Here is a 23051-nt window from a genome sequence, read left to right as displayed (position 1 = left end):
CGCCGCCTCTCATTGCGCTGGCGCGGCGGCTGGTGGCTGCGCACCCGGCGCGGGCTGCGCGAACTCGGCCTGAATGCGCACGCCGATCTCGTCGCCCACGGCCGGATACCAGGTCGTCAATCCGAACGCCGCACGGCTGAACTGGCCCGTGGCCGCGAAGCCGAGCGTGGGCTGCTTCGTGAGCGGATTCGGCGCGGAGCCGTTAAAGGTGACGTCGAGCGTGACCGGCTGCGTCACGCCTCGTATCGTGAGATTCCCGGTGAGCCTGCCGCGCCCTTCGCCCGTGCGCTCGAAGTGCGTGCTCGTGAAGCGGATCTGCCCAAAGCGTTGCACGTCGAGCATCTGCGGGCCTTTCACCATGGCGTCGAGCGCACTGACATTGGTGTCGAGGCTCGTGGCGTCGATGGTCGCGTCGACCGCGGCCGTTTCGAGGCCGCCCGCGCGCCAGTCGAGCGTGGCCTGTGCCCGGTCGAAGCGCATGACAAAGCGCGAGTAATGGAAGTGATCGACGTCGAACAGGACGCTCCAGTGATGCTCGTCCATCGTGTAGCGCCCCGGCGGCACATCGGCCTCGGCGCGGCTCACGCTGTGCGTGACGACGCGCAGCGGCGTGCATGCGGCGATGCCGGCCGCGCACAGCGCCGCGCAAAAGGCGCGGCGCGATTGGCGAATGCGAGACGAAAACGGCCGCTCTTTCATGTTTCTTCCCATTGGCTCGTCGATATTTCCAGTACGTTTGGCGATCCGCGTTTCTTCCACGCGGCTCGCGAAGCATAACGCGTCGGGGCCGGATCGCAGCGAAGGGAGCCATCGGCCGTAGATGAGCCGCACATTGCATGCCGCGCGAAACTCGGGTTTCATACGCCCATCGAAGTGCGAACGAGCGGAGCGCCGAGCCATGCCAGTCACGAACCACGCCGTGTGTTTTCACGCCACGCTCGTGCGCGACGTCGATGCGATGACGGCTGCCACGGCGCGCTCGTTCGGCCGGCACACGCACGACCAGTACGGCATCGGCGTGATCGAACGCGGCGGGCACGTCTCGCTGAGCGACGCGGGCCAGGTCCAGGCCGTGCCGGGCGATCTCATCCTCGTCAATCCCGGCGAAGTGCACGACGGCCGCCCGCTCGACGCCGCGGGCCGCACGTGGCGCATGCTCTATTTCGAGCCGCGCTGGATCGACGCGCTGCAGGCCGACATCACGCAGGGCGACGACACCGCGTTCGCGCTGCATGCGCCGGTGATCTCCGAACCGCCTTTGCGCGCACTGTTCGATGCAGCCTTCGCCCACGTGACCCAGCTGGACAATCAGGGCGCTCAAAGCGGCGACCTGTCGCAGATGGCCTTCTACGGCGCGGCGCTCGAAATCATGACCCGCCTAGTCGAAGCACTCGGCCACCGGCGCGCGCTCGCCCCATGCTCGCCGGCATCGCTTGCCCGCGTTCGCGAAATGATCGACACCGATCCCGCCCAGGCGTTCTCGCTCGCCGAGCTCGCCCATGCGGCGGGTCTGAGCCGCTTCCAGCTCCATCGCGGCTTCCTGCGTGCGTTCGGCGTCGCGCCCCATGGCTACATCCTGCATCGCCGCGTGGCGCTCGCGCGGCGCCTGCTCAAGGCGGGGCACGCGCCGGCGCAAACCGCGCTGGCCGCCGGATTCTGCGACCAGAGCCACCTTAACCGCGCGTTTGCACGACAGTTCGGCGTGTCGCCGGGGCGCTACCGCCTCGCGCGCGGCGAGTTTCCCACGCGCTGACGCACATCGATCCAAGACGGCGCGCCGTGGTGGGCCTATACAGGCGTATCACCACGAGGAGCGCTCCATGTCGATTCGATTGCCGTCGTGCGCCAACGCACGACGCACTGCACTGTCCCCCCGATCCATCGCCCATCTGCAACTGACTGGCGCCATGCTGACCGTCGGCAGCACGGTGATCGCCAGCAAGGCGATCGGCGCCGGGCTCGATCCGCTGCCGGCCACCGCGCTGCGCTTCGCCATTGCGTTGCCGGTGTTTCTGCTGTTCATGCGGCTCACCGGCACCGCGTTTCCGCGCCCGGGCCTGCGTGATGCGCTCCTCCTGCTCACCCAGGCCGCGATCGGCAGCGTCGGCTACACGGTCTTGCTGATTGCCGGCACGCAGCGCACCTCCGCGAGCGACGCCGGCATCATCCTCGGAACCCTGCCGGCCGTCTGCGCGTTGACAGCGGCGCTGGTGCTCGGCGAGCGGCTGCGTGCGAGCACGATCGTCTCGGTGACGATCGCGAGCCTCGGCGTGGCGATGGTCACGCTCGCACCCGGCGAACATCGCGACGGCGTCCGCTCGCTCATGGGCAATGCGATGATTCTCGGCGCGGTCATCTGCGAAAGCTTGTTCGTCTTGCTAAACAAGCGCCTTTCGCAGCCGTGGCCGCCGCTTGCGCAGGCTGGCGTGATGACGGGACTCGGCTTCGTCGTTTCCGGCGCGTGTGCGCTACCCGGCTGGCTCGGCGCGCCGCATGCCATTCCGTTGCACGCTTTCCTCGGCGTCGCGTATTACGCGCTCGTGCCGACCGTGGGTGGATTCTGGCTCTGGTACGCGGGCGCTGCGCGTGTACCGGGCGGCGAGGCGGCCGTCTTCACGGCGGTGGCGCCCGTGTCGAGCGTCGCGCTCGCCACGCTGCTGCTGGGCGAGCCGCTCACATTCACGCGCGCGGTGGGGCTCGCGCTCGTTGTCGGCGCCGTGTTCGCGGTGTCGGGCCGCCGCGTGCACGTGAGGCGCCGACTCCGCGGCGCGCGCGGCCGTAACACCCCTTGACTCAGGAGAATGATCGTTCTACATTGCGCATCGGGAGAACGATCATTCTCCCGATGATCCACGCAATGCCGCTAACGGCACGAAGCCATGAACACACCCGCTGTCCAGAATCCGCAAGCCCGTGAGGCAGACGCACGCGAGCGCCTGCTCGACGCCGCCGAGGCGTTGATCTATGCGGGCGGCATTCACGCAACGGGAGTCGATGCGATCGTTCGTGCGGCGGGTGCGGCGCGCAAGAGCTTCTACACTTATTTCGACTCGAAGGACGCGCTCGTCGCGGCCGCGCTGTCGCGGCGCGACGAGCGCTGGATGCGCTGGTTCGTCGCCGGCACGCTCGCGCGCGGGCGTACGCCGCAGGCCCGCCTCATCGGCATGTTCGACGTGCTGCGCGAATGGTTCGCATCGGACGGCTTTCACGGCTGCGCGTTCCTCAATGCTGCGGGCGAGATCGCATCGCCTGACGACCCTGTGCGCGTGGTCGCGCGGCAGCACAAGGAGCGCCTGCTCGCATTCGTGCGAGAGCAAAGCGATGCGTGGGCCCTGGCGGTCGGCGCCGATCGCCGGGTTGCTGCACGGCTCGCGCGCCAATGGCTGATCCTGATCGATGGCGCGATCGGCGTTGCGCTCGTGAGCGGCGACGCCGATGCCGCGCTCGACGCACGCTCGGCAGGCCGATCGTTGCTCGCGGCGCTCGCGCCATGAAGCACCGCTTATACCCGAAGCAAGTCTGGCAGTGAGTCCAGACCGCGCACCGTTGCATCGCGCGAACCAACCCCAGGAGAAAGACCATGAGTGAAGCGACCGAAGTCCGCCCGCCGGTGCCGCCGTTCACGCGCGAGAGCGCCATCCAGAAAGTGCGCGCCGCCGAAGACGGCTGGAACACGCGCGACCCGCAACGTGTTTCGCTCGCGTACACGCCGCAGAGCGTCTGGCGCAATCGCGCGGAGTTCGTGACGGGCCGCGAGGCGATCGTTGCGTTCCTCGCACGAAAGTGGGCACGCGAGCTCGACTATCGCTTGATCAAGGAATTGTGGGCATACACGGACAATCGCATCGCGGTGCGTTTCGCCTATGAATGGCACGACGATTCGGGCAACTGGTTCCGATCGTTCGGCAACGAAAACTGGGAATTCGATGTGAACGGCCTGATGGCGCGTCGCCATGCCTGCATCAACGATCTGCCGATTCGCGAAACGGACCGCCTCTACCGCTGGCCGCTCGGGCGCCGCCCCGATGATCATCCGGGCCTCTCCGACCTCGGTCTCTGACGCGCTGCCTTGATCGGGACGACTCACGTCGCCGGCACGCTAACTGCTGCGAGCGAGTTGCCCGATTCGAGCCTGGACTCCATTGCGTACATATGAGGTTGCGGTACAGTGCGTCATTCACCGAACAGCGACCACAAAAATAGACGACTCCATCGAGGATCGGCGCAAGAAGAGACGGAGAGCCCATGCGGTTTTGGCAGAAGCGAGGTGGCGCGGCAACGATGGCGGAATCGGGAGCAGAACCAAAGAAGGCGAAACGCGGCGCTGCGGCTGCGTTGCTGCTCCTGCCGCTGGTGTTGTCGAGCGCCGCCCGACCGGCGCACGCGGCGAACTGGTGTGGCTCGGGCCTCTGGGTGGACGCCATGGTGGGCTCCTACCACATCCATCCCGACAAGGACTTCGAGCAGTTCAACCCGGGACTCGGCATCGAATGCTGGCCCGGCGAGACGTGGGCGCTCACCGCGGGCGGCTTCCGCAACTCGCTCCGCCGGCCCTCTTACTACGGCGGCGCGGTGTGGGCGCCCGAGTTCCTGCATTGGGGCTTCGTGCGTCTCGCGGCGATGGGCGGCATCATTTCAGGCTACAACTACGGCAACTGGGGCCTCGGCCATGACCATACGATCGGGCCGGTGGTCGCGCCTATCGTGATGGTCGCGTACAAGCGCGTGGGCGTGAACTTCATCGTCATCCCGCCAATTCCGTCCGATGATCTGCCGTTCACCATCGGGTTTCAGTTGCGGTTCAGGTTTTGAGTCGCGACGACCTCCCGCAAACCCTCACCTTTGCCCTCAATCTGTCCGCTTTGTCATATTGGTGTCAGTGACACGCCACGGCGCGCCCATAACATATGGGGCTTCGCGTTCGAGTGCGCGAAGCCGAGCGCAACCCAAGCCAGAGGAAAAGAATGAGGAAGTTCACACGCATGCTGATCGCCGCGGGCGCACTGGTCATGAGCGCTGGCGCCATCGCTGCCGATGCCCCGGAGCCCGTCTGGTTGCCTGCCACGGCCGCGGCACGGTTCCAGAATGCGAGTGCGATCGTCGAAGGGGCGAGCGGGTCGAATGTGAAGTCGACACTTTATGTCTTCATGGATCCAAACTGTATTTACTGTCACCTGGTGTGGAAAGCGCTGCAACCGTATGAAACGGTCGGGCTGCAGGTGCATTGGATTCCTATGGGTTTTCTGAAAGCCGATTCGGCGGGCAAGGCGGCAGCGTTGCTGGAGGCGAAAGACGGCGCTGCGCTGCTCAGGGAACTCGAAACGCACTACTCGGTGAAAGACGAATCGGGCGGTATCGCACCGCTCGCGCACGTTCCCGCCGCCGATCAGAACAAGCTCGACAACAACATCAAGCTGTTCCAGGACCTCGGTTTCGATGGCACGCCCACGCTTGTTTATCAGGGTTCGGGCGGGCGCTGGGCCAACGTCAGCGGTTTGCCGCAGTTGAGCCAGTTGCCGGGCATCCTGAACCTGCCGGCCCAACCGATCACCGATCCCGATCTGCAGAAATATCGTTGAACACGCGCCGCGGTGAGCTATCCGCCGCGTCGTGAGTTCACCGATGCGGACATAGGTGAGGACTTCCAGGGGTAGCACCCATGCGCTTCTCCCGAAAAGCCTCACCTTTGTTGTTTCGCCCGAGGTTTTGCGGCGCGTAGTCGGCCTTTTTCGGACCAACTGCTTGCTCATCGAACGACTTCGACGCGATGTGAATCGCCGGATCCGGACATCGTTCGGCAAGACGTTCAGTTATCCATAGCGTTATTTCTTCCGCGCGAAAGGGTTGTCGCAGCCTACTGTAGAATTTTTTCAACTGCAAAGGTTCAGGCGCGTATGCCGCGTCGCGCGGCGCAAGGGTGAGTGTTTTCGGGAGTGCGAACGCCGCGTGACGGGCCGCCGCTGCGCGGCTGCGTTCACGCGAGCGCGCCGCGATTCGCGGTATAGTCAGTTGCCAAACGTGGCTTCGTCGCGCGGGCTGCGGCTTGTTCGCCATACTGTTACCCACGCTGCGCGGCACCGCGCCAGTCGGCACGCCTTCACGTCGTCGGTGCCGGCCGCTGCGCCGGGGCAGTCTCCCACGGAGTTTTCCATGAGCATCCTCGACAGGCTTTGGCCGCGCGCCCGCGCGAGTCAGGCGCCGGAATCGCCGCAAATCCACATGCTGATCGAGCGGCTGCTCGTGCTCGACCCTGCTCTGAAGCTCGTGCCCGAATGGCGTGAGCGGCTCGTGCCCGCGCTCTCGCAGTCGGTGGCGTTCGTGCGTGACACCGTGGATCGCATGCCGGCCGCGCGCGAGGCGGGCGCGGCCACGTGGCTGAACGACCCCTACATCCACGCATTTTTTGCTGCGCCTGACGAGGTGGGTCATGTGCTGAGCCGCTCGCCCGAACTGCACGCCTGGTTCGAAAGCCATCCGCTCGCGCGCGAGGTCTACGCCGTGCTCGGCATGGCGATGAACGAGCGCAGAGGCTTCGGTGTCGAGCAGTATGGCGACGAGGTACACACCGACGTCATGCAGACGACGTTGAGCTTCGACGATCATCAGGTGCGCGTGTGCGGCGAAACGGAAAGCGATCTGCGTGAGCAGATCGTGCAGCGCGTGGTCGAGCAGATCGCGCTGGCAGGCCTCGCGCAGATCGGCGCCGACGAGTCGCGCCGCGACGTGCTCGAGCAGGATCGCGCGCTCCTCAGAACCCGCCTGCAACTACTCACGCGTCATGGTGCGGGCACGGAGCGCATGCTGGGTGAGCACGCCGTGCAAAACGCCGCCGAAGTGGCGAAAGTCGAAGCGCTGATCGCCGGGAACGAGCGCGAGATCGCTGCGCTCGGACTCAAGAGCGAAGCGCTCGAGCACAACCTCGCGGTGATCTGCAACGTGCTTTCGAACCCCGCGCAACACACGAACGTCGAAATGCGCGAGATCTGTCTGAGTCCGATGAACGTCGTACTCGCAGATGGCGGCTCGGGCAACCGCGCATCGATCACCTTCGCGCTTGCGCGTCTGCCGGCAAGTCCGCAAGGTCTGCGCGCGTTCTCGCTGGTGCGCTTCGCGCGCGCCGATCTTCAGCCGTTGCCGCGCGTACTGGTCGAAGACAGCCGCTTCATGATCTGAGTGGTGTCGGCGTGGGCTGGCGTCGCCGCCAAAGGTGAGGACGTTCGGGAGGCTGGCGCGTGCAACGTGACGGTTCGCTAGCAGCGTGTGCGACAGTCACCGTCTGAGCGTGTCATCCCCGAGATTTCGTCATGCCGATCCGCAGCAGAAGCCAGTTCCCGCGCACAATATTTTCCTGGTAGTCCCAGGTTTCCGAATGGAATCTTGCTACGCCCCAGGCGTTAGCAACCGAATCGTTGCGCACATCGTGCGTGACGGATCGACAGGTGAGTGTTTTCGGGACCGGAGCCCAACGGTGCGAAATTGCGCGTCCAGGCGCTAACCGTTTATGCAAAAAGCCCCTTTGCAAGGGGCTTTTTTGTCTCTGGGCACGGCGTTGCTGTTGGCATGCCGGCGCGAAAGGTGAGCGTTTTCAGGAGTCGCGTGCGGGCCAGGCCAGCACGCCGTTGGCGTCGATCGTGAAGCGCAGTTCGCCTGCATGAGTTGCCGGCGCGTCCTCCGCGGCGATGTCGAAGGTGACGCCAGCGATCTCGACGGCGACGTAGCGGTCGCCATGACGCAGCGACGTGCCCGCGATGCGGCCCGGCCACGCACCCTCCGGCGTTGCGGCGAGCGCGCGCGGCGAGACGCGCCACATCACGCGTGAGCCGACTGCCAGCGTCGTATTGACGCAGGGCAGGCATAGCCCCTCCGGTGTTTCGATCACGCCGCCGGCCCGCACGATACCCTCGCCGACGTTGTGCAGGCCGAGCAGCTCGGCCACGCGCAGTGTGGCGGGCCGCTGGAAGACATCGGCCACGCCGCCCGCCTGCAGCACGCGACCCTGTTCGATCACGAGCAGTTCGTCGGCGAGCAGGGCCGCCTCGTCCGGATCGTGCGTCACCACGACCGTCACCGCGCCGACCTCGCGTTGCAGCGCTCGCAGCGATTGCTGCAGGCGGCGCCGGCGCGGCGTGTCGAGTGCGGCGAACGGCTCGTCGAACAGGAGCAGTTGCGTGTGTCGCGAGAGCGCACGCGCGAGCGCGACGCGCTGGCGCTGGCCGAACGAGAGCTGGCGCGGCAGACGCTGCGTGAGCGCATCGAGACCTAGGTGCGCGAGCCAGTAACGCGCGCTGGCTGCGTCGGCATCGACGGGAAACGCCAGCTGCTGCGCCACCGTCATGTGAGGAAACAGCCCATAGTCCTGCGGCATATAGCCGATCTGGCGGCGCTCGGGCGGCAGCGCGCCGAGATCGGTCGCACCGAGCATGATCGCGCCCGCATCGTTATGTTCGAGCCCGGCGATGATGCGCAGCGCGAGGGACTTGCCCGAGCCCGAAGGACCGATGATCGCGAGCCGGCGCGTTTGCGGCTGCCACGCGATATCGAGTGTGAACGCGCCGAGACGGCGCCGCGCCGCGAAGGCAAGCCGAAGGTCCGCACTGGCCGGTGGGGACGGGGCCGGCGTGAAAGCGGTGAGCTCATCGCCGTTTTCGGGGTTCACCTCCGGCGCTGCGCGTGTCCCGCGGCTGTACACGGAGAGCACGGCGCAGATGATCGCGATGCCGAGCGTGGGCAGGAGCAGCGGCATCATCGCGGGCAGGCCCTGGCCGCCGAACACGACATACGTATAGACCGGCAGCGAGTATGGGTGATAGGCCACCATCACGGTCGCGCCGAACTCGCCGAACGCGCGCAGCCAGGCGAGCGCGAGCCCCGCGCGGATGGCGGGCCAGGCAACGGGCAGCGTGACGCGAAAGAAACGGCTGGCGGCATGATGGCCGAGCGTGGCGGCGACGTCGTCGTGGACCGGGTCGACAGCGGCGAACGCCGAGCGCGCCGCGACGATCAGGAAGGGCGCGGCCACGAACGTCTCGGCGAGGATGATGCCCGTGAAGGAATCGGTGAGCGTGCCGCCGAAGAACTGGCCGAGGGCGCTATACGGGCCGATGAGAAAGAGCAGCAGCACGCCGCTCGTCAGTGGCGGCAGCGCGAGCGGCAATTGCACGACAAAGCCGAGCAGGGCGATGCCGCGCGCGCGCGAACGCGCGAGCCAGTAGCCGAGCGGCACGCCGCCCACGAGGATGATGAGCGAGGCCACGCTTGCGCTCGCCACCGAAACCCCGACTGCCGACCAGGTGGCGTGCCAGTCGACGCCGGCCCAATCCGCCTGGCCGATCTGCGGGATGCTCGCGACGAACGGTGCGCACAGATAGACCGCGAGCAGCGCGCCCAACCACCAGAGCGGCTTCGAGGGCCTCATGGCACGCTGCGCGGACTGCGTCATTGCTGTGCGGCGTCGACCACGGCCTGGACCGACGGCGGGATCGCCTGGGGCTGACCGTTCACAACGGGCTTCGTCACGTCCACGCCATGCCCGGCGAGCAGCTTGCGCCCTTCGGCGGAGAGCAGAAAGTTCACGAAGCGCGCCGCGCCCGCGCTGTTGGGGGCGTCATTGAGGATCGTGAGCGTGTAGTTCGCCTTGATCTTCAGCTCCGGTGCGGGATGGACTGACGGGATCTTCAGGTCGGAGGTTTCGGTCGAGTAGAAGAAGCCCGCGTCGAGCTGGCCCGATTGCAGGCGGCCAGCGAGCGTTTCCTCGGGCAGCACCTGCTGCGGATTTTCCGGCGTGCCGAGGATTCTTTCCACGAGATCGGGCTGGTTGTAGGCCTGCGCAGCCTTCGTCATCAGTTCCACGGTGAAGGCGCCCTTCGGGTCGAGCTTCGGGTCGGTGCGGCCAAGGCGGATGCCCGGCTCCTGCAGCACCTGATCCCACTTTTTCGTCTTGAAATCGCTGGCGAAACGGCTCTTCGGGTTGTAGCCGATCAGGAGCGGCGATTCGGCGAAATTGACGTACCACCTAACGTGATTGCCATTGGCCTCGCCCATGAGGCTAGCGTTCACCTTCGGGCTCGCGCTGATGAATACGTCGCCGCGACGCAGCTTGCCCTTTACTTCATTGGCGATCTTGTTCGAGCCGGCGGCGTACCCCCGGAAATGCAGGCCGGTTTCCTTTTCGAACGCGGGGCCCACGCTCTTTTCCATGAGATTCACGAGCGAGCCTGCATACAGCACGTTGACGTCGGATTCGTCGGCGCGGGCCGCGCCCGCAGCACCGAAGACACCGCTCACCACGACGACTGAGGCCACCAGCTTGCGGATCGACATGTTCGACGCCCCGTATCGTTATAAAGGTCCATATATTACGATGGAGTGCTGCATTCATGGTTCTTTCCCTAACCATTTCATCTCGATTGTGGAGACCCTCATGCGCACCAGCGCTCGCAATCATTTCTCCGGCGAGATCAGCGCGGTGAAGCCCGGCGCCGTCAACGACGAGGTCACCCTGCGCGCCGATGGCGGGCTCGAGATCGTCGCGATCATCACTCACGGCAGCACGGCGTCGCTGGGTCTCGCCGCCGGCAAGCCGGCCTTTGCGCTCGTGAAGGCATCGTCCGTGATCCTCATGGTCGACGGCGACGCGAGCAAGGTGTCCACGCGCAACGTCATCGCGGGCACGGTGTCGTCGGTCACGAAGGGCGCGGTGAACGCGGAAGTCGTGCTCGCCTCGCCTGGCGGCGCGCAGATCGCGGCCATCGTGACGAATGAGAGCGTCGATCGCCTCGGCCTCGCGGCAGGCAAGCAGGCCACGGCGCTCTTCAAGGCATCGAGCGTGATCGTCGGCGTGGACGGCTGATGGGCTGCGGGGGGGCGCCACCGAGTGCGCCAGCGCGAGGAGAAGCTGCGGGCCCGTGAACTCGCGCGGGAATGGGCAGGCGCTCGTCGCGCTCGTGCAGACCTGACGTGAAGTCGAGTTCCGGGCCTCGCGGCAATCCGCTGCCGTCGCCCCCATGCACTAAACTTGGCGCTTTTGCGCCGCGGCTTTGCCTTCCATCGGCACGCGCCAAGCGTTCTTTCCGGCTGTTCAATGACCCTACCTGCCCCGGCACCCAAGGCGGCATTCGAAGACCCGCCCGGCCTTTCGCGCAATCGCGGCTTCCAGCGCTTCTATGGTGCGCGCGTGCTCTCCTCGCTCGCCTTCCAGATGCTCGCCGTCGCCATGGGCTGGCACATCTATGCGCTCACGCATAGCGCCTTTGCTCTCGGTCTCGTCGGCCTCGCGCAGTTCCTGCCGATGTTCTGCCTGACGCTCGTAGTCGGCCAGGTGGCGGATCGCTATGATCGCCGGCGCATCGCCTCGGTCTGTCAACTCGTCGAGTGCGCCGCGGCACTGACGTTCGCGGCCGGCACGCTCGGCGGCTGGCTGGGCGCGCCGCTAATCTACGCGCTCGCCGCCTGTGTCGGCGCCGCGCGCGCGTTCGAGTCGCCTGCCATCTCGTCGCTTTTGCCGGGCGTCGTGCCGCGCTCGCACTTGCCGAATGCCACGGCGTGGTCGACCTCGGCGAATCAGACTGCGAACATCGTCGGCCCCGCGCTCGGCGGCCTGCTCTACGGAATCGGCGCGGCGCCGGCCTACGCGGCCTGTACGCTCGCTTTTGCTGCCGCGGCTGCGCTTTCCGGCACGATCCCGCTGCGCACGAAACCACCCGCGCGCACGCCCGTCACGCTGGAATCGGTGTTCTCGGGTATCGCCTTCATCCGCTCGCAGCCCGTGATTCTCGGCGCGCTCTCGCTCGACCTGTTCGCCGTGCTGTTCGGCGGCGCAACGGCGCTGTTGCCCGTGTTCGCCCGCGACATCCTGCACGCGGGGCCGATCGCGCTTGGGCTGTTGCGCTCCGCGTCGGCCGCGGGCGCGCTCGCGGGCTCGATCTGGCTCGCGCACTTTCCGCTGCGGCGCCGCCCGGGGCTCGCGATGTTCGGCGGCGTGATCGTGTTCGGCTGCGCGACGATCGCATTCGGGCTTTCGCACAACATCGTCGTGTCGCTCGTCGCGCTCGCGGTGCTCGGTGCCTCGGATGTGGTGAGCGTGGTCGTGCGGACCTCGCTCGTGCAGTTGCGCACACCCGAGGAAACGCTCGGCCGCGTGAGCGCGGTCAATTCGCTTTTCATCGGCACGTCTAACCAGCTTGGCGAGTTCGAGTCAGGCTTGACCGCCGGATGGTGGGGCGCGCAGCGCGCCGTGCTCGTTGGCGGCGCGGCCACGATCTGTGTCGCGCTGCTGTGGATGCGGCTCTTTCCGGCGTTGCGCGACACGCGCTCGCTGGCGCCCGAAGCGACGCCCGCCGCCGAGAGCGCGAACTAGCCGCAGGGCCAGACGGCGCCTGACCGCGATCATCCTCGGGAAGGTGCGCCGCGCCCAGCGACACGCCGTCCCGACGATGCCGCGCCCGGGGTTTGCCGTTATCCTTGCTCCAGGGCCCGCTCGCGGCGGGCACCGTCTTTCTCATCCACCGAACCCATCAATGCATCAATCGACTATCGCCGCAAGGAGCGCCGCATGCGCGTAGGCCGCCCCGTCAAGGCGCTGCCGCAGCCCTTGTGCGATTACTGCGGCGCGAAAGCGGTGCTCGCGCGCTTCGCCGACGAGGCCTATCCGTATCGCGACGATCATGGCCCGCTCTGGGTCTGCACGCCCTGCGAAGCGTGGATCGGCGTGCCCGCGCGCAGCACGCGCAACGTGCCGCTCGGCCGCCTCGCCAACGCCGCCCTGCGCGACGCCAAGAGCCGCCTGCACGACGCGCTGGAACCGCTCGTCGCCGCGAAAATGCGGCGCGACAAGGTCAATGCATTCGAGGCGCGCGGCAAGGCGATACGCTGGCTGGCGGGGGAGCTGGGCTTCGACCTGCCGAATCCGTCGATCCACCTTCTGACGCTCGATCAGTGCGAGCAGGCCATCCGCCACATCGAAGCGTTCGTGGCCGCGCGGCGCGGCGAGGGTGACCCGCGCTGAGGCGTCTGCCGCACATGCAGGGCCGTTCGCCAGGCGGACGGGCGATGCATGCCGCATCTGCGTCACCGATAGTTGCGTCCGAATTGAGGGACGCCTCTCAATCTTCGGCGCGGCGTGCCGTTATTGCACGGAACAGACTCTTACGTGCCCTTCCATGGCCAGGACCATTCCTTTTCCGCCTCGCCCGCAAGCCGGTCGCGCCCGCCGCAGCAAGTCGATGCTGCTGCCGATCCCGCGGGCGGTCGCGAATGAGCTCGCGCTCCAGGTGCATCTCGCGCTCGCCGCGCTCGGCCGCGGCGGCACTTGCGACGACGCGCGCGCCATGCTTCATGCTCACGTGCTCGCGCAATCGATTGCGGAGGCCGGGTACGGCGTGCTCGACCCGGAGCAGGTGCGCCAGGCCGACGCCGCGCTGATCGCCTGCTTCGAGCGCGGCAATACGGGCGGCGGCTGGCAACTCGACGAAGCCGGATTCGCGGCGCTCGCGCAGCTCGTGACTGTGTACGACCGCCAGTTGCAAGGCGCGCCGCTGTGGGCGTTGACGGAGGCGAGCGAGCGGCTCGAGCGCATGGGCGCCTGTGAGACGAGCCAGCGGGCGCTGCGCAAGAGCGCGTGAGGCGGGCCCGGCGGGTACGCCGTTTGCACGCCCACGGTTTGCCGGCACCCGGCCGGCGTCGCGCACGGGCAGTGGGGAGCAGGCAGTACGGTGCAGTGAACGCTTTGGAGAGACGAGCGCGGATCGCGACGCGGGTGAACGGAGCGCAGCCGACGATGTAACCCCAAAAAACGCATGGCCGGTTGCAAGGTTTTCGCGACGCCACCGGTTGGGCCCCGCTGGACCCTTGGGCGGGCACCAGCCGGCGCTGTGGCGACATTGGCACGAGATTTGACGCGGGGTGCGAATCGTGTTGACTTCAGACAGGTGGCGTGACTAAAATTCGCCCGTCTTAACAAAAGGGGCTGACGCCTTGGACAGTAGCAGTTGTCGATCTTCGAACAGTTTCGCTGCCTGACCGGCAGGACGTCCGCGCTCCCTTTCTTTCAGCCGCCGTCTTGCCAGCCAGGCAGATGGTGCGCGTCCAGCAGTAAATCTTCGTGCACTCTTGAATAGCGTCGACCGACGCCGCAGCGCGCCTCCAGCATTTCAGGCGCCGCGGTCGGCCGACATCGCGCCGTGCGTCCGCAACCGATCGATGCGCGCTCACGGCACGGTTCGCTCGTTTCGCCACGCCGGCGCGACGCGCGGATCGACACATGTGTTGCCTTTGGGACGCCTGGCGAGGCTCCCGAGGCCAGCCGCCGTGACGATAAGGAGTTCCGATGTCTGACAGTGACAGTTATCCGTTATGCCGCTTCCTTTCCCATTGCACTGAGGAAAGCGGGCAGACGTGAGTCTCGCGTAAGCAAACTAGCGCTGACATGGCGCTGAATGCGCGCTACCGGGTCTGCTGGCTTTCCTCCCGAATGCGTCCTTCTCGACGCCAGGAGAACCAGTATGAACTTCGGCCTTCTTTTGCCGCACCTGCCGCAATCGCAGCAAACCCTTCACCCCGATGTGCTCGGCGCGCGTGAGCGCACGGTCGCCCCGCCGCCTTGCGGGGAATCGCGACTCGCCGCGCGCTGGCGAGATCTGCGCTCACGGGTGTTTCGGGACGCATCCGCCTTGAAGTAACGATCCCCGCGCGTACGGCCAGCCGTACGCGCCGCGCGAGGGCTTCGCGCAATAAACCAATCGCCGGTGCTTCGACATGAATCAGTTCAACCACACATTGCGAACGATCCGCCGCACAGCGCGCGCCCTTGCCGGCCTGCTCGCGCTCGCACCCGTTTGCGCCAACGGAGGCCGCTAATGGAGTTCAGCTTCAACCTGAACCGCACGGCCAACGCCTCGGCGTGGCGCGTGCTGCCCAACCGCTGGGACTTCGTGGCGTTCCCGCTCATCATCTGCCTGATCGCGATGGCGGCCGTGGGCTTTCACGAGACGATGGCGCCGATCTCGACGCTCAAGACCCAGGTCATCTCGCTGGACCCGGCCAATCTGCCCGAGTACGCGATGCGCACCACGCTGCGCATGCTGGCGGCGATGGTGGCCTCGCTCATCTTCACGCTCGGGTACGGCACGCTCGCGGCGAAGAGCCGCCGCGCGGGCCAGGTGCTCGTGCCGATTCTGGACATCCTGCAGTCGGTGCCGGTGCTAGGCTACATCTCGTTCACCGTCACGTTCTTCCTCGCGCTCTTTCCCTCGCGCGTGCTGGGCGCCGAGCTTGCCGCGATCTTCGCGATCTTCACGAGCCAGGCCTGGAACATGACGTTCAGCTTCTACCAGTCGCTGCGCACGGTGCCGCGCGACCTCGATGAAGTCTCGCGCGGCTTCCATCTCACGGGCTGGCAGCGTTTCTGGAAGCTCGAAGTGCCGTTCTCGATGCCGGGCCTCATCTGGAACATGATGATGTCGATGTCGGGCGGCTGGTTCTTCGTGGTGGCCTCCGAGGCGATCACGGTGGGCAACAACACGATCACGCTGCCCGGTGTCGGCGCATATCTGGCGCAGGCGATCGCCGAAAAGAACCTGCACGCGGTGGGCTGGGTGATTCTCGCGATGATCGTCGTGATTCTCGCGTACGACCAGTTGCTGTTCCGTCCGCTGGTCGCGTGGGCCGACAAGTTCCGCATGGAGACCACGAGCTCGGGCGAAGCCCCGGAGTCGTGGCTGCTCGACCTCATTCGCCGCACGCGTCTCATTCACCGTCTGCTCGTGCCGATGGGCTTCCTGCTCGCCACGCTCGCGCGCGTGCCGTTGCGCGTGCAACTGCCCAAGGCGCTGCCCGTCGTCACCCGGGTCAGCAAGCGCTCGCGCCTGGGCGACATCGTGTGGGCCGTGTTCGTGATCGCGCTGACCGTGTACGTCGTATGGCACGTGGTGGCCTACGTGCGTACCGGCGTCACGCTCGACGAAGTCTGGCACGTGTTCCTGCTCGGCCTCATCACGCTTTTGCGCGTGCTGCTGCTGATCGCCATCGCCTCGGTGATCTGGGTGCCGCTCGGCGTGCTGATCGGCCTGCGTCCGGCGCTCGCGGAGAAGGTCCAGCCGCTCGCACAGTTTCTCGCTGCCTTCCCGGCGAACCTGCTGTTCCCGGTGTTCGTGATCGTGATCGTGCGCTTTCATCTGAACCCGGACATCTGGCTTTCGCCGCTGATCGTGCTCGGCACGCAGTGGTACATCCTCTTCAACGTGATCGCCGGCGCGACCGCGTACCCGAACGACTACAAGGAAGCGGCGAAGAACTTCCACATTCGCGGCTGGCAATGGTGGAAGAAGGCGATGCTGCCAGGCATTTTCCCGTACTACATCACGGGCGCCATTACGGCCTCGGGCGGGGCGTGGAACGCGAGCATCGTCTCCGAATTCGTGCAGTGGGGCGACACCAGGGTCGTCGCGCATGGCCTCGGCGCGTACATCGCGCAGACGACCGCTGCCGGCGACTTCCCGAAAATCATTCTGGGCATCGCGATGATGTCCCTGTTCGTTACGTTGTTCAATCGCGTGCTCTGGCGTCCGCTGTACACCTACGCCGAGTCCCGGCTGCGCCTCGATTGAGATGGAGTGACATCATGCTGAATCCGAAAATCGTCTCATCCGATCTGCTGCCGATGCGGCCCACTCCAGGCGGCGAAGTGCTCGCCGTCAAGCATGTTTCGCGCGGCTTCGCGAAGAAAGAGGACGAGCGCCTCGTGCTCGACGACGTGAACCTCTCGCTGCGCGAGGGCGAAATCGTCGGCTTGCTCGGCCGCTCGGGCTCGGGCAAGTCCACGCTGCTACGTATCATCTCCGGCCTCATCGAGCCGACCGAAGGCGAGGTGAGCTGGCTGGGCAAGCCGCTCGAAGGGCCGGCCGAGGGCGTTTCGATGGTGTTCCAGACGTTCGCGCTGTTCCCGTGGCTCACGGTGCTGCAGAACGTGGAAGCGGGCCTCGAAGCGCAGGGCGTCGGCGCGCGCGAGCGTCGCGAACGCGCGCTGGCGGCCATCGACCTGATCGGTCTGGACGGCTTCGAAAACGCCTACCCGCGCGAGCTTTCGGGCGGCATGCGCCAGCGCGTGGGCTTTGCGCGCGCGCTCGTGGTCGATCCGACGCTGCTACTGATGGACGAGCCGTTCTCGGCGCTCGATGTGCTGACCGCCGAAACGCTGCGTACCGATTTGCTGGATTTGTGGACGCAAGGCCGTCTGCCGATCAAGTCGGTACTGATCGTCACGCACAACATCGAGGAAGCGGTGTTCATGTGCGACCGCATTCTCGTCTTGTCGTCCAACCCGGGGCGGGTGTCGGCCGAGATCAAGGTGCCGTTCAAGCATCCGCGCAACCGTCTCGACCCGGCGTTCCGCAAGCTCGTGGACGACATCTACTCGAAGATGACCGCGCGCGAAGCCGCCGAAGCCACGCACCGCCGCCTCGAAGTGGGCAGCCGCTTGCCCGATGTGTCGACCAACATCATGGCCGGCCTGATCGAGACGCTGGCGGCCGCGCCGTATCACGGCCGTGCCGACATGCCGGAGATCGCACGCTCGCTGCATCTGGAGGTGGACGACCTGTTCCCGATCGTGGAAATGCTGCAGCAACTAGGCTTTGCCGACGTGCGCGAAGGCGACGTGCTGCTCACGCCGCCCGCGCGCGTGTTCGCCGAGATGGGCACGCAGGCGCGCAAGTTGATGTTCGCCGATCACCTGCTGCGCAACGTGCCGCTCGCGGCGCGGATCAAGAAGGTGCTCGACGAGCGGCCGGGCCATCGCGCGCCGCGCGTGCGCTTCGAGCAGGAACTGGAGGACGTGCTTTCCGATGTCGACGCCGAAGAAACGCTCGATACCGTGATCGAGTGGGCGCGTTACGGCGAGGTCTTCTCGTACAACGACCAGTCGGAGATTTTCAGTTTCGAGGACGTCGAGGCGTAAGGCTCGGCCCAGATGAGCAAAAAGCCGGATGGGATGACCATCCGGCTTTTTGTTTGGGCGCTGACTCGTTGTCATCCGGCCTCGCCCAGGCGCCCGCAGGCTTCCCTTACTGCCCGATGCCGATCAGTTCGACTTCGAACGTGAGGTCGCTGTTCGGCGGAATCGGGCCGACGGCGCGATCGCCATAAGCCGTCGCGGCCGGGCAGGTGAGCTTCGCCTTGCCGCCGACCTTCATCTTCTGCACCCCTTGCGTCCAGCACGGAATCACGCGATTGAGCGGAAAGACTGCCGGGCCGCCATGCTTGTCGGAGCTGTCGAATTCCGTGCCGTTCGCGAGCGTGCCGCGATAGTTCACGCGCACGACGTCGGTGGCGGTGGGTTGCGGGCCGGTGCCTTGCTTGAGGTGCTCGACTACGACGCCCGACGGCAACTTCTCGACGGGGTTGGCGGCAAACGCGCTCGTTGCGAGTGTGGCAGCGGCGACCAGGGCAATCAGTGATTTCATGAGATGTCCTCGTTGAATGGCTCGCCAATTATATCGGGCACCTGGGGCAGGCCTCGTTTGAGCGCCGCGCTGGACGTTTTCCCAACAACACGTTGCGCGGCGGCCGCAAAGGTGAGCTTCTTCGGGACGTGCGATCCCGTGCGTGCAGCGCAGCATGCCTCCGTACGCAGACCATTGATTAGACGGAGAACTTTGCCGCGCCGGCGTTGGGGCGCGGTGCGGCTGTCGGCGCTCAGGTGAGCTTTTTCAGGAGCACGAAAACGAGAAGCGAAGGTGAGGCCGGTGCGCGTGAGCTGCGCACCGGCTGCGGCGTCACCGTGTCAGTTGGGCTTGCCGCTCGACGAACCCTGGCCGTCACCCGATGCGCCGCTCTTGCCGCTGCGCGGCTTGCCGCCCTGCGAAGGCGCCTTCGAAGCGCCTCGCGGTTGGGGGCGATCGTTGCCTCCGGAAGCGTCGTCGAGATCGTCGCCGTACGTGCGGCCTTCGATGTCGTCGCCGCGCGACATATCCACAAGGAAGTTGCGCTGCGGATTCGCGAGCTCGATGCCGCGCTCCGCGAAGCGCAGCAGCACGCGGCGGTTGAACTCGCGCTGCACGCCCCAGCGCGCCGAGTCCTTGCACTGGATCTGGCCGACGAGCGTCACGCTCGCGCCGTCCACCTGATCGACGCCCCAGTAGGCGAAGTCGCTGAGAATGCCGTCCTTGAAGGCGTCTTCCTTGCGGATTTCGGCGCCGATGTCCTTCAACGTGTCGATGGCGCGCTGCAGATCCGCGCCGTGCGCGATCTGCACCTTGACGGCCGCGTTGCCGATGCCGCGGTTCGTGTTGTTCACGGTCGTCACCGAGCTGAACGGCACGGTGTAGAGCGAGCCGTCGCCGCCGCGCAGCCGCACGGTGCGGATCGAGAGGAACTCGACGGTGCCCGACACGCCCGCCACCGTCACCCAGTCGCCCACCTGCATGGCGTTTTCGGTCAGCAGGAAAATGCCCGTGATGAAGTCCTGCACGAGCTTTTGCGAGCCAAAGCCGAGCGCCACGCCGAAGATGCTGGCGCCCGCGATGAGCGGCGCCGTGTTCACGCCGAGCTGCGAAAGCGCGGTGAGCCCGACCACGACGAGGATCGCAACGAGCAGCGTGGTGCGAAACATCGGCAAGAGCGTGCGCAGGCGCGCGGCGCGCACGAAGTCCCCGGCGTCGGTCCAGGCTTGCAGGCGCCGGTCGGCGGCGCCGTTCGCGAGCTCCCAGATCGCGACGGCGGCGACGATGGCGATGACGATCGTGAGCAGCGCCGAGCCGATCAGATGCCCGATGGGCGCGAGCGCGAGCAGGCGCGCGGGACGCAGGCCCCAGACGTGCAGCAGCACATCGAGCGTCACGATCCAGATCGCGGCGATCACGATGCGCCGCAGCGCGGGATAGTAGCGATAAGCGCGGCGCTGCCCGAAGCTCATGTTCTCGTGATCATTGCGCAGGCCGAACACGCGGCTCAGCGCCCCGAGCAGCACAATGGCGCTGACCCGCGCGGCAAGCAGCACGACGAGCGAGAGACCGCCCGAGCGCACCAGCTCGCCGTAGCCGCCGCGCACATCGAGCGCCCAGACGAACCACAGCGCGATGACGACGAAGAGCGCCACGCCGACCCAGATATCGGCGAACCACTGCGCGAACCACGCGTAAGCGCCATGCCTTGCGGCCGCCTTGCGCATGGCATCGGCGACGGGGCGGCGCAGTTGCACGATCATCACGACGAGCGCGAGGTGGCCGATCAGCGCGACGACCTTCACGAGCGCGAGATTCGCATCTTCGGTCATGCCGAGCGGCAGCGCGGCGCCAATCGCGCCGCCCACACCGCCGATCACGACGATGCGAACGAGCCAGCGTTGCGCGTAGGCGGCCCAGTTATCGGCGAGCGGCACGAGGCGCAGCGCGGCGGCGTCGGGCGCGAACAGCAGCTTGCCGAACATGACGATGACCCGGCAAACCACATACGTATCGACGATATGGCCGACCGCTTCGGCGGATGCCGCGTCGTCGGGGCCGAAGAGCGAGAGCACGAAAGCCGCGCACAGGCCGAAACCGATCACGGGAACGGCTTCGAGCAGCATGACGAGCAGGGCGCCCGGCAACCGTTGCAGCAGGCTCCAGTGATGGGCGCCGCGCAGCGCCTGATACGCTTCTTTCGCGCGTTTGGCGGCGCTTTTGGGCGAGGCCTCTGCGTCGTCCTGAGCTTGCGCGGCGACGACCGTTGCACGCGCGGAGGCGTTGACGTCCGCATTCACGTTCGGTCCGGCGTCCGGATCGCGGTGCGTCGCGGCTTTACCGACAGTCGTCTCCATGGCGGCCGCTTCGCGCAGCGCGCCTTTGTCCGCATCGCCTTGTGCTTGCGCGGACTTCGCTTGCGCGGCGAGCGCGGCGCTCGTGCCGGTGGCTTCGGGTGTTTGCGGTTGCGGTACGGTGGCTTGCGGCGGCTCACCGTCCTCGCGCTGCTTTGCGGCTTGATGCGCGGCAATGGCGCGCTCCGGCGCAGTGACGACCCGGCGTAGCACCGTTGCGAGCGCGAGCGCGGGCACGAGTGTGAGCACCAGCACACGCAGCAGATCGAGCAGCAGGGCGTGGCCCTGCGGTGTATTGAGATGGTCCTGCCACCAGTTGCGCGTGGCCCACAGGTCGAGCAGCGTCGCGAACGTTTGGCCCAGATGCTGGCCGAGCATGCGCGTGCCGCGCGCGGCGTGAGAGGCGACCTGCACGACGAGACCGTTGGAGCGCAGCGCCCCCGCGAGCGGCGCCGAGGCGGGCGTGGCCGCCGACGCGCCAGCGGCCGAAGCGGCCGCAGCGGCCGCAGCGGTCCCAGCGGGCGCACTGGCCGGCACGCCCACGGAGGCCGGCGCGGCGAGCGCGCCGGCGGCGGCGATGGCGCGCAGCGTATCTTCTACGCGGCTGCGCTGCACAGGGTCGTCGAGAACCTGCAGGGCCGCTTGCGCCTGGCTAGGCGTCAGCGCCACGGGCGCGGCTGCGTTGTCCGGGTGCGCGGCGGGCTGAGCGGGGTGTGCCGGACTCGCGGCGGGCTTGAGCGCTTCGGCGATGGCGGCGGGCGTCGCCGCCGTGACGCTCGACGCGCCGAACGCGAGCGTCGCGCAAGCGAAGACGGCGAGCAGGGCATGAAGCCGCGGCGTTCGTCTGGCGCGCGGCAATCGAAAGGCGAAAGAAAGCAACATCCTTGTCATTGGCATACGGGCCGCGACAGCGGCGACCCATCAGTGGCGTCGGGAGAGAAGACAGCGGGACGAGACGCGCGGCTGGGGAAGCACGCTGGACGCGGCAGTGTCGCCGCCCGATTCGTCGGAACGTTTGACGCGCTACCGCATGTTTTGTGCCCCAGGCTTTGCGGTGCCGGGCAACTGGGCGTTTGCGGTGCCGCCAACGACGCGGCGCGCGAAACGTGAGAGCTGGCTATGCCCGGCAGTATGCCGTCTTTTGACGGCAGACGCGGGCGGGGCGCGCAGGATCCCGCGCTGATAATGGGGACGCTTCACGCATCCCCGATGCCGCTTTAGCCGTTCAGCAAAGGATCAGGAACGCGCTGCGCGCGCCGCCTCGAGATTGGCATTGAGCTGGCGCGCGAGGCCATAGAGCATGCCGAGCGACGGCGCCGCGACGCCCACACGCCGCGCCAGTTCATGCGGCGCACCGAGCAGCGCTTCGACCTCGAGCGAGCGGCCGGCTTCCACGTCTTGCAGCATGGAAGTCTTGAAGGCGCCGAGCTTGCGCGTGATCGCGTTGCGCGCCTCGATCGTCATTTCGATGCGAATGCCGAGCGCTTCGCCTATCTCGCGCGCCTCGGCCATGATCGTGCTCACGAGCCCTGCCGTGAGCGGATCGTCGAGAATCACGTCGGCGGTCGAGCGCGTGAGCGCGCTGATGGGGTTCATCGTCATGTTGCCCCAGAGCTTCGCCCAGATGTCGGCCTGTATGGGCGCGGCTTTGGTGACTTCGAAGCCGGCCCTGGCGAGCAGGTCGCGCGCCTCTTGCGCCCGCGCGGCCATTTGCGGCGCGCCCTCGCCGACGATCAGATGATTGCCGTTGCCCTTGCGGATCACGCCGGGCCCAGCGATCGACGACGACAGATGCACGACGCAGCCCGAGGCCTGCGCGGGCGGCAACGCAGCCGATACGGCGCCGCCGGGATCGACCGCTTCGAGGCGGCCGTCCGCATGGGCGCCGCCGAACGCGTGGAGAAACCACCAGGGCACGCCGTTCATCGCCGAGACGATATGCGTGTGCGGACCGACGAGCGGGGCGAGCGAAGGCGCCGCCTGCACGAGTGCCTGGCCTTTCAGGCAGACGAAGACGAGGTCTTGCGCGCCGAGCGCGGCGGCGTTGTCGGTCGCGTTGATGGCTTGCGTGTAGCGGGTGTCGCTTTCGATGACCGTGAGACCGTCGCGACGGATGGCCTTCAGATGCGCGCCGCGCGCGAGCAGGCTCACCGCGATGCCCGAGCGCGCAAGACGCGCCGCGATCAGGCCGCCGATCGCACCGCCGCCCACGACGGTGATCTTTGGATGCGGGGTACTCAAGCTGGTACTCCTGTTTGATCGT

Annotated in this window: 19 protein-coding genes; 13 read left to right on the top strand and 6 right to left on the bottom strand. The window is 66.9% G+C overall.

Annotation, left to right across the window (positions count from 1 at the left end; all coding sequences use genetic code 11):
* Positions 1 to 9: 9 nt before the first annotated feature.
* Entirely contained in the window at positions 10 to 699 is a 690-nt protein-coding gene (locus tag VSR34_RS08715) for a YceI family protein (protein WP_342962332.1), read from the bottom strand.
* 199 nt (positions 700 to 898) lie between these two features.
* Here VSR34_RS08715 and VSR34_RS08710 point away from each other — a divergent pair, with 199 nt between their 5' ends.
* The 7 genes from VSR34_RS08710 to VSR34_RS08680 all read left to right on the top strand — a co-directional run bounded on the left by VSR34_RS08710 (position 899) and on the right by VSR34_RS08680 (position 7173).
* Positions 899 to 1753: an AraC family transcriptional regulator gene (locus tag VSR34_RS08710; RefSeq protein ID WP_342962331.1), complete on the top strand. Its 855-nt coding sequence runs from the start codon at positions 899 to 901 to the stop codon at positions 1751 to 1753.
* Positions 1754 to 1820: 67 nt separating this feature from the next.
* Positions 1821 to 2792, top strand: a complete 972-nt coding sequence (locus VSR34_RS08705) for a DMT family transporter (protein ID WP_081715808.1) — start codon at positions 1821 to 1823, stop codon at positions 2790 to 2792.
* An 87-nt stretch (positions 2793 to 2879) separates the two neighbouring features.
* Complete coding sequence (locus VSR34_RS08700) at positions 2880 to 3494, top strand: TetR/AcrR family transcriptional regulator (protein ID WP_028209860.1); 615 nt, start codon at positions 2880 to 2882, stop codon at positions 3492 to 3494.
* Between the two features lie 86 nt (positions 3495 to 3580).
* Positions 3581 to 4060, top strand: a complete 480-nt coding sequence (locus VSR34_RS08695) for a nuclear transport factor 2 family protein (RefSeq protein ID WP_028209861.1) — start codon at positions 3581 to 3583, stop codon at positions 4058 to 4060.
* 221 nt (positions 4061 to 4281) lie between these two features.
* Positions 4282 to 4812, top strand: a complete 531-nt coding sequence (locus VSR34_RS08690; protein WP_028229729.1) for a hypothetical protein — start codon at positions 4282 to 4284, stop codon at positions 4810 to 4812.
* Between the two features lie 152 nt (positions 4813 to 4964).
* Positions 4965 to 5579, top strand: a complete 615-nt coding sequence (locus tag VSR34_RS08685; RefSeq protein ID WP_052408450.1) for a thioredoxin fold domain-containing protein — start codon at positions 4965 to 4967, stop codon at positions 5577 to 5579.
* A 571-nt stretch (positions 5580 to 6150) separates the two neighbouring features.
* Positions 6151 to 7173: a hypothetical protein gene (locus VSR34_RS08680; protein WP_028229730.1), complete on the top strand. Its 1023-nt coding sequence runs from the start codon at positions 6151 to 6153 to the stop codon at positions 7171 to 7173.
* A 412-nt stretch (positions 7174 to 7585) separates the two neighbouring features.
* Here the strand turns inward: VSR34_RS08680 and VSR34_RS08675 are convergent, their stop codons facing one another.
* Positions 7586 to 9415 (bottom strand): ATP-binding cassette domain-containing protein, encoded by a 1830-nt coding sequence (locus tag VSR34_RS08675; protein WP_342962330.1) that lies wholly within the window; start codon positions 9413 to 9415, stop codon positions 7586 to 7588.
* A 20-nt stretch (positions 9416 to 9435) separates the two neighbouring features.
* On the bottom strand, positions 9436 to 10320 hold the full coding sequence (locus VSR34_RS08670; protein WP_154671109.1) for an extracellular solute-binding protein: 885 nt from the start codon (positions 10318 to 10320) through the stop codon (positions 9436 to 9438).
* 100 nt (positions 10321 to 10420) lie between these two features.
* On the opposite strand from VSR34_RS08670, the gene VSR34_RS08665 reads away from it, so the two are divergent.
* The 6 genes from VSR34_RS08665 (at position 10421) to VSR34_RS08640 (ending at position 17950) form a co-directional block, all read left to right on the top strand.
* Positions 10421 to 10849, top strand: coding sequence for a TOBE domain-containing protein (locus VSR34_RS08665; RefSeq protein WP_028209865.1), 429 nt, complete (start codon positions 10421 to 10423; stop codon positions 10847 to 10849).
* Between the two features lie 231 nt (positions 10850 to 11080).
* Positions 11081 to 12355: an MFS transporter gene (locus tag VSR34_RS08660; RefSeq protein ID WP_042291365.1), complete on the top strand. Its 1275-nt coding sequence runs from the start codon at positions 11081 to 11083 to the stop codon at positions 12353 to 12355.
* A gap of 195 nt (positions 12356 to 12550) precedes the next feature.
* Positions 12551 to 13003, top strand: a complete 453-nt coding sequence (locus VSR34_RS08655) for a zinc-finger-containing protein (protein WP_028209866.1) — start codon at positions 12551 to 12553, stop codon at positions 13001 to 13003.
* Positions 13004 to 13220: 217 nt separating this feature from the next.
* Positions 13221 to 13619, top strand: coding sequence for a hypothetical protein (locus VSR34_RS08650; RefSeq protein WP_342962329.1), 399 nt, complete (start codon positions 13221 to 13223; stop codon positions 13617 to 13619).
* A gap of 1233 nt (positions 13620 to 14852) precedes the next feature.
* Positions 14853 to 16601 (top strand): ABC transporter permease subunit, encoded by a 1749-nt coding sequence (locus VSR34_RS08645; protein ID WP_028209869.1) that lies wholly within the window; start codon positions 14853 to 14855, stop codon positions 16599 to 16601.
* Between the two features lie 14 nt (positions 16602 to 16615).
* A complete protein-coding gene (locus VSR34_RS08640) occupies positions 16616 to 17950 on the top strand; it encodes a nitrate/sulfonate/bicarbonate ABC transporter ATP-binding protein (RefSeq protein ID WP_342962328.1) in 1335 nt (444 codons plus the stop codon).
* A 106-nt stretch (positions 17951 to 18056) separates the two neighbouring features.
* Here the strand turns inward: VSR34_RS08640 and VSR34_RS08635 are convergent, their stop codons facing one another.
* From VSR34_RS08635 to VSR34_RS08625, 3 genes are all read right to left on the bottom strand, one after another.
* The gene (locus VSR34_RS08635; RefSeq protein ID WP_342962327.1) at positions 18057 to 18455 is read right to left on the bottom strand and encodes an FKBP-type peptidyl-prolyl cis-trans isomerase; all 399 of its coding nucleotides are present in this window, start codon (positions 18453 to 18455) and stop codon (positions 18057 to 18059) included.
* Positions 18456 to 18775: 320 nt separating this feature from the next.
* Complete coding sequence (locus tag VSR34_RS08630) at positions 18776 to 21670, bottom strand: mechanosensitive ion channel domain-containing protein (protein WP_342962326.1); 2895 nt, start codon at positions 21668 to 21670, stop codon at positions 18776 to 18778.
* Positions 21671 to 22024: 354 nt separating this feature from the next.
* Positions 22025 to 23029, bottom strand: coding sequence for a 2-dehydropantoate 2-reductase (locus VSR34_RS08625; RefSeq protein ID WP_028229735.1), 1005 nt, complete (start codon positions 23027 to 23029; stop codon positions 22025 to 22027).
* Positions 23030 to 23051 lie beyond the last annotated feature (22 nt).

This window comes from Paraburkholderia sp. JHI2823, assembly GCF_038900695.1.
Lineage (GTDB): Bacteria > Pseudomonadota > Gammaproteobacteria > Burkholderiales > Burkholderiaceae > Paraburkholderia > Paraburkholderia mimosarum.
The sequence above is the reverse complement of the archived record's forward strand: the minus strand, read 5'-3'. Positions and strand labels throughout refer to the sequence as shown.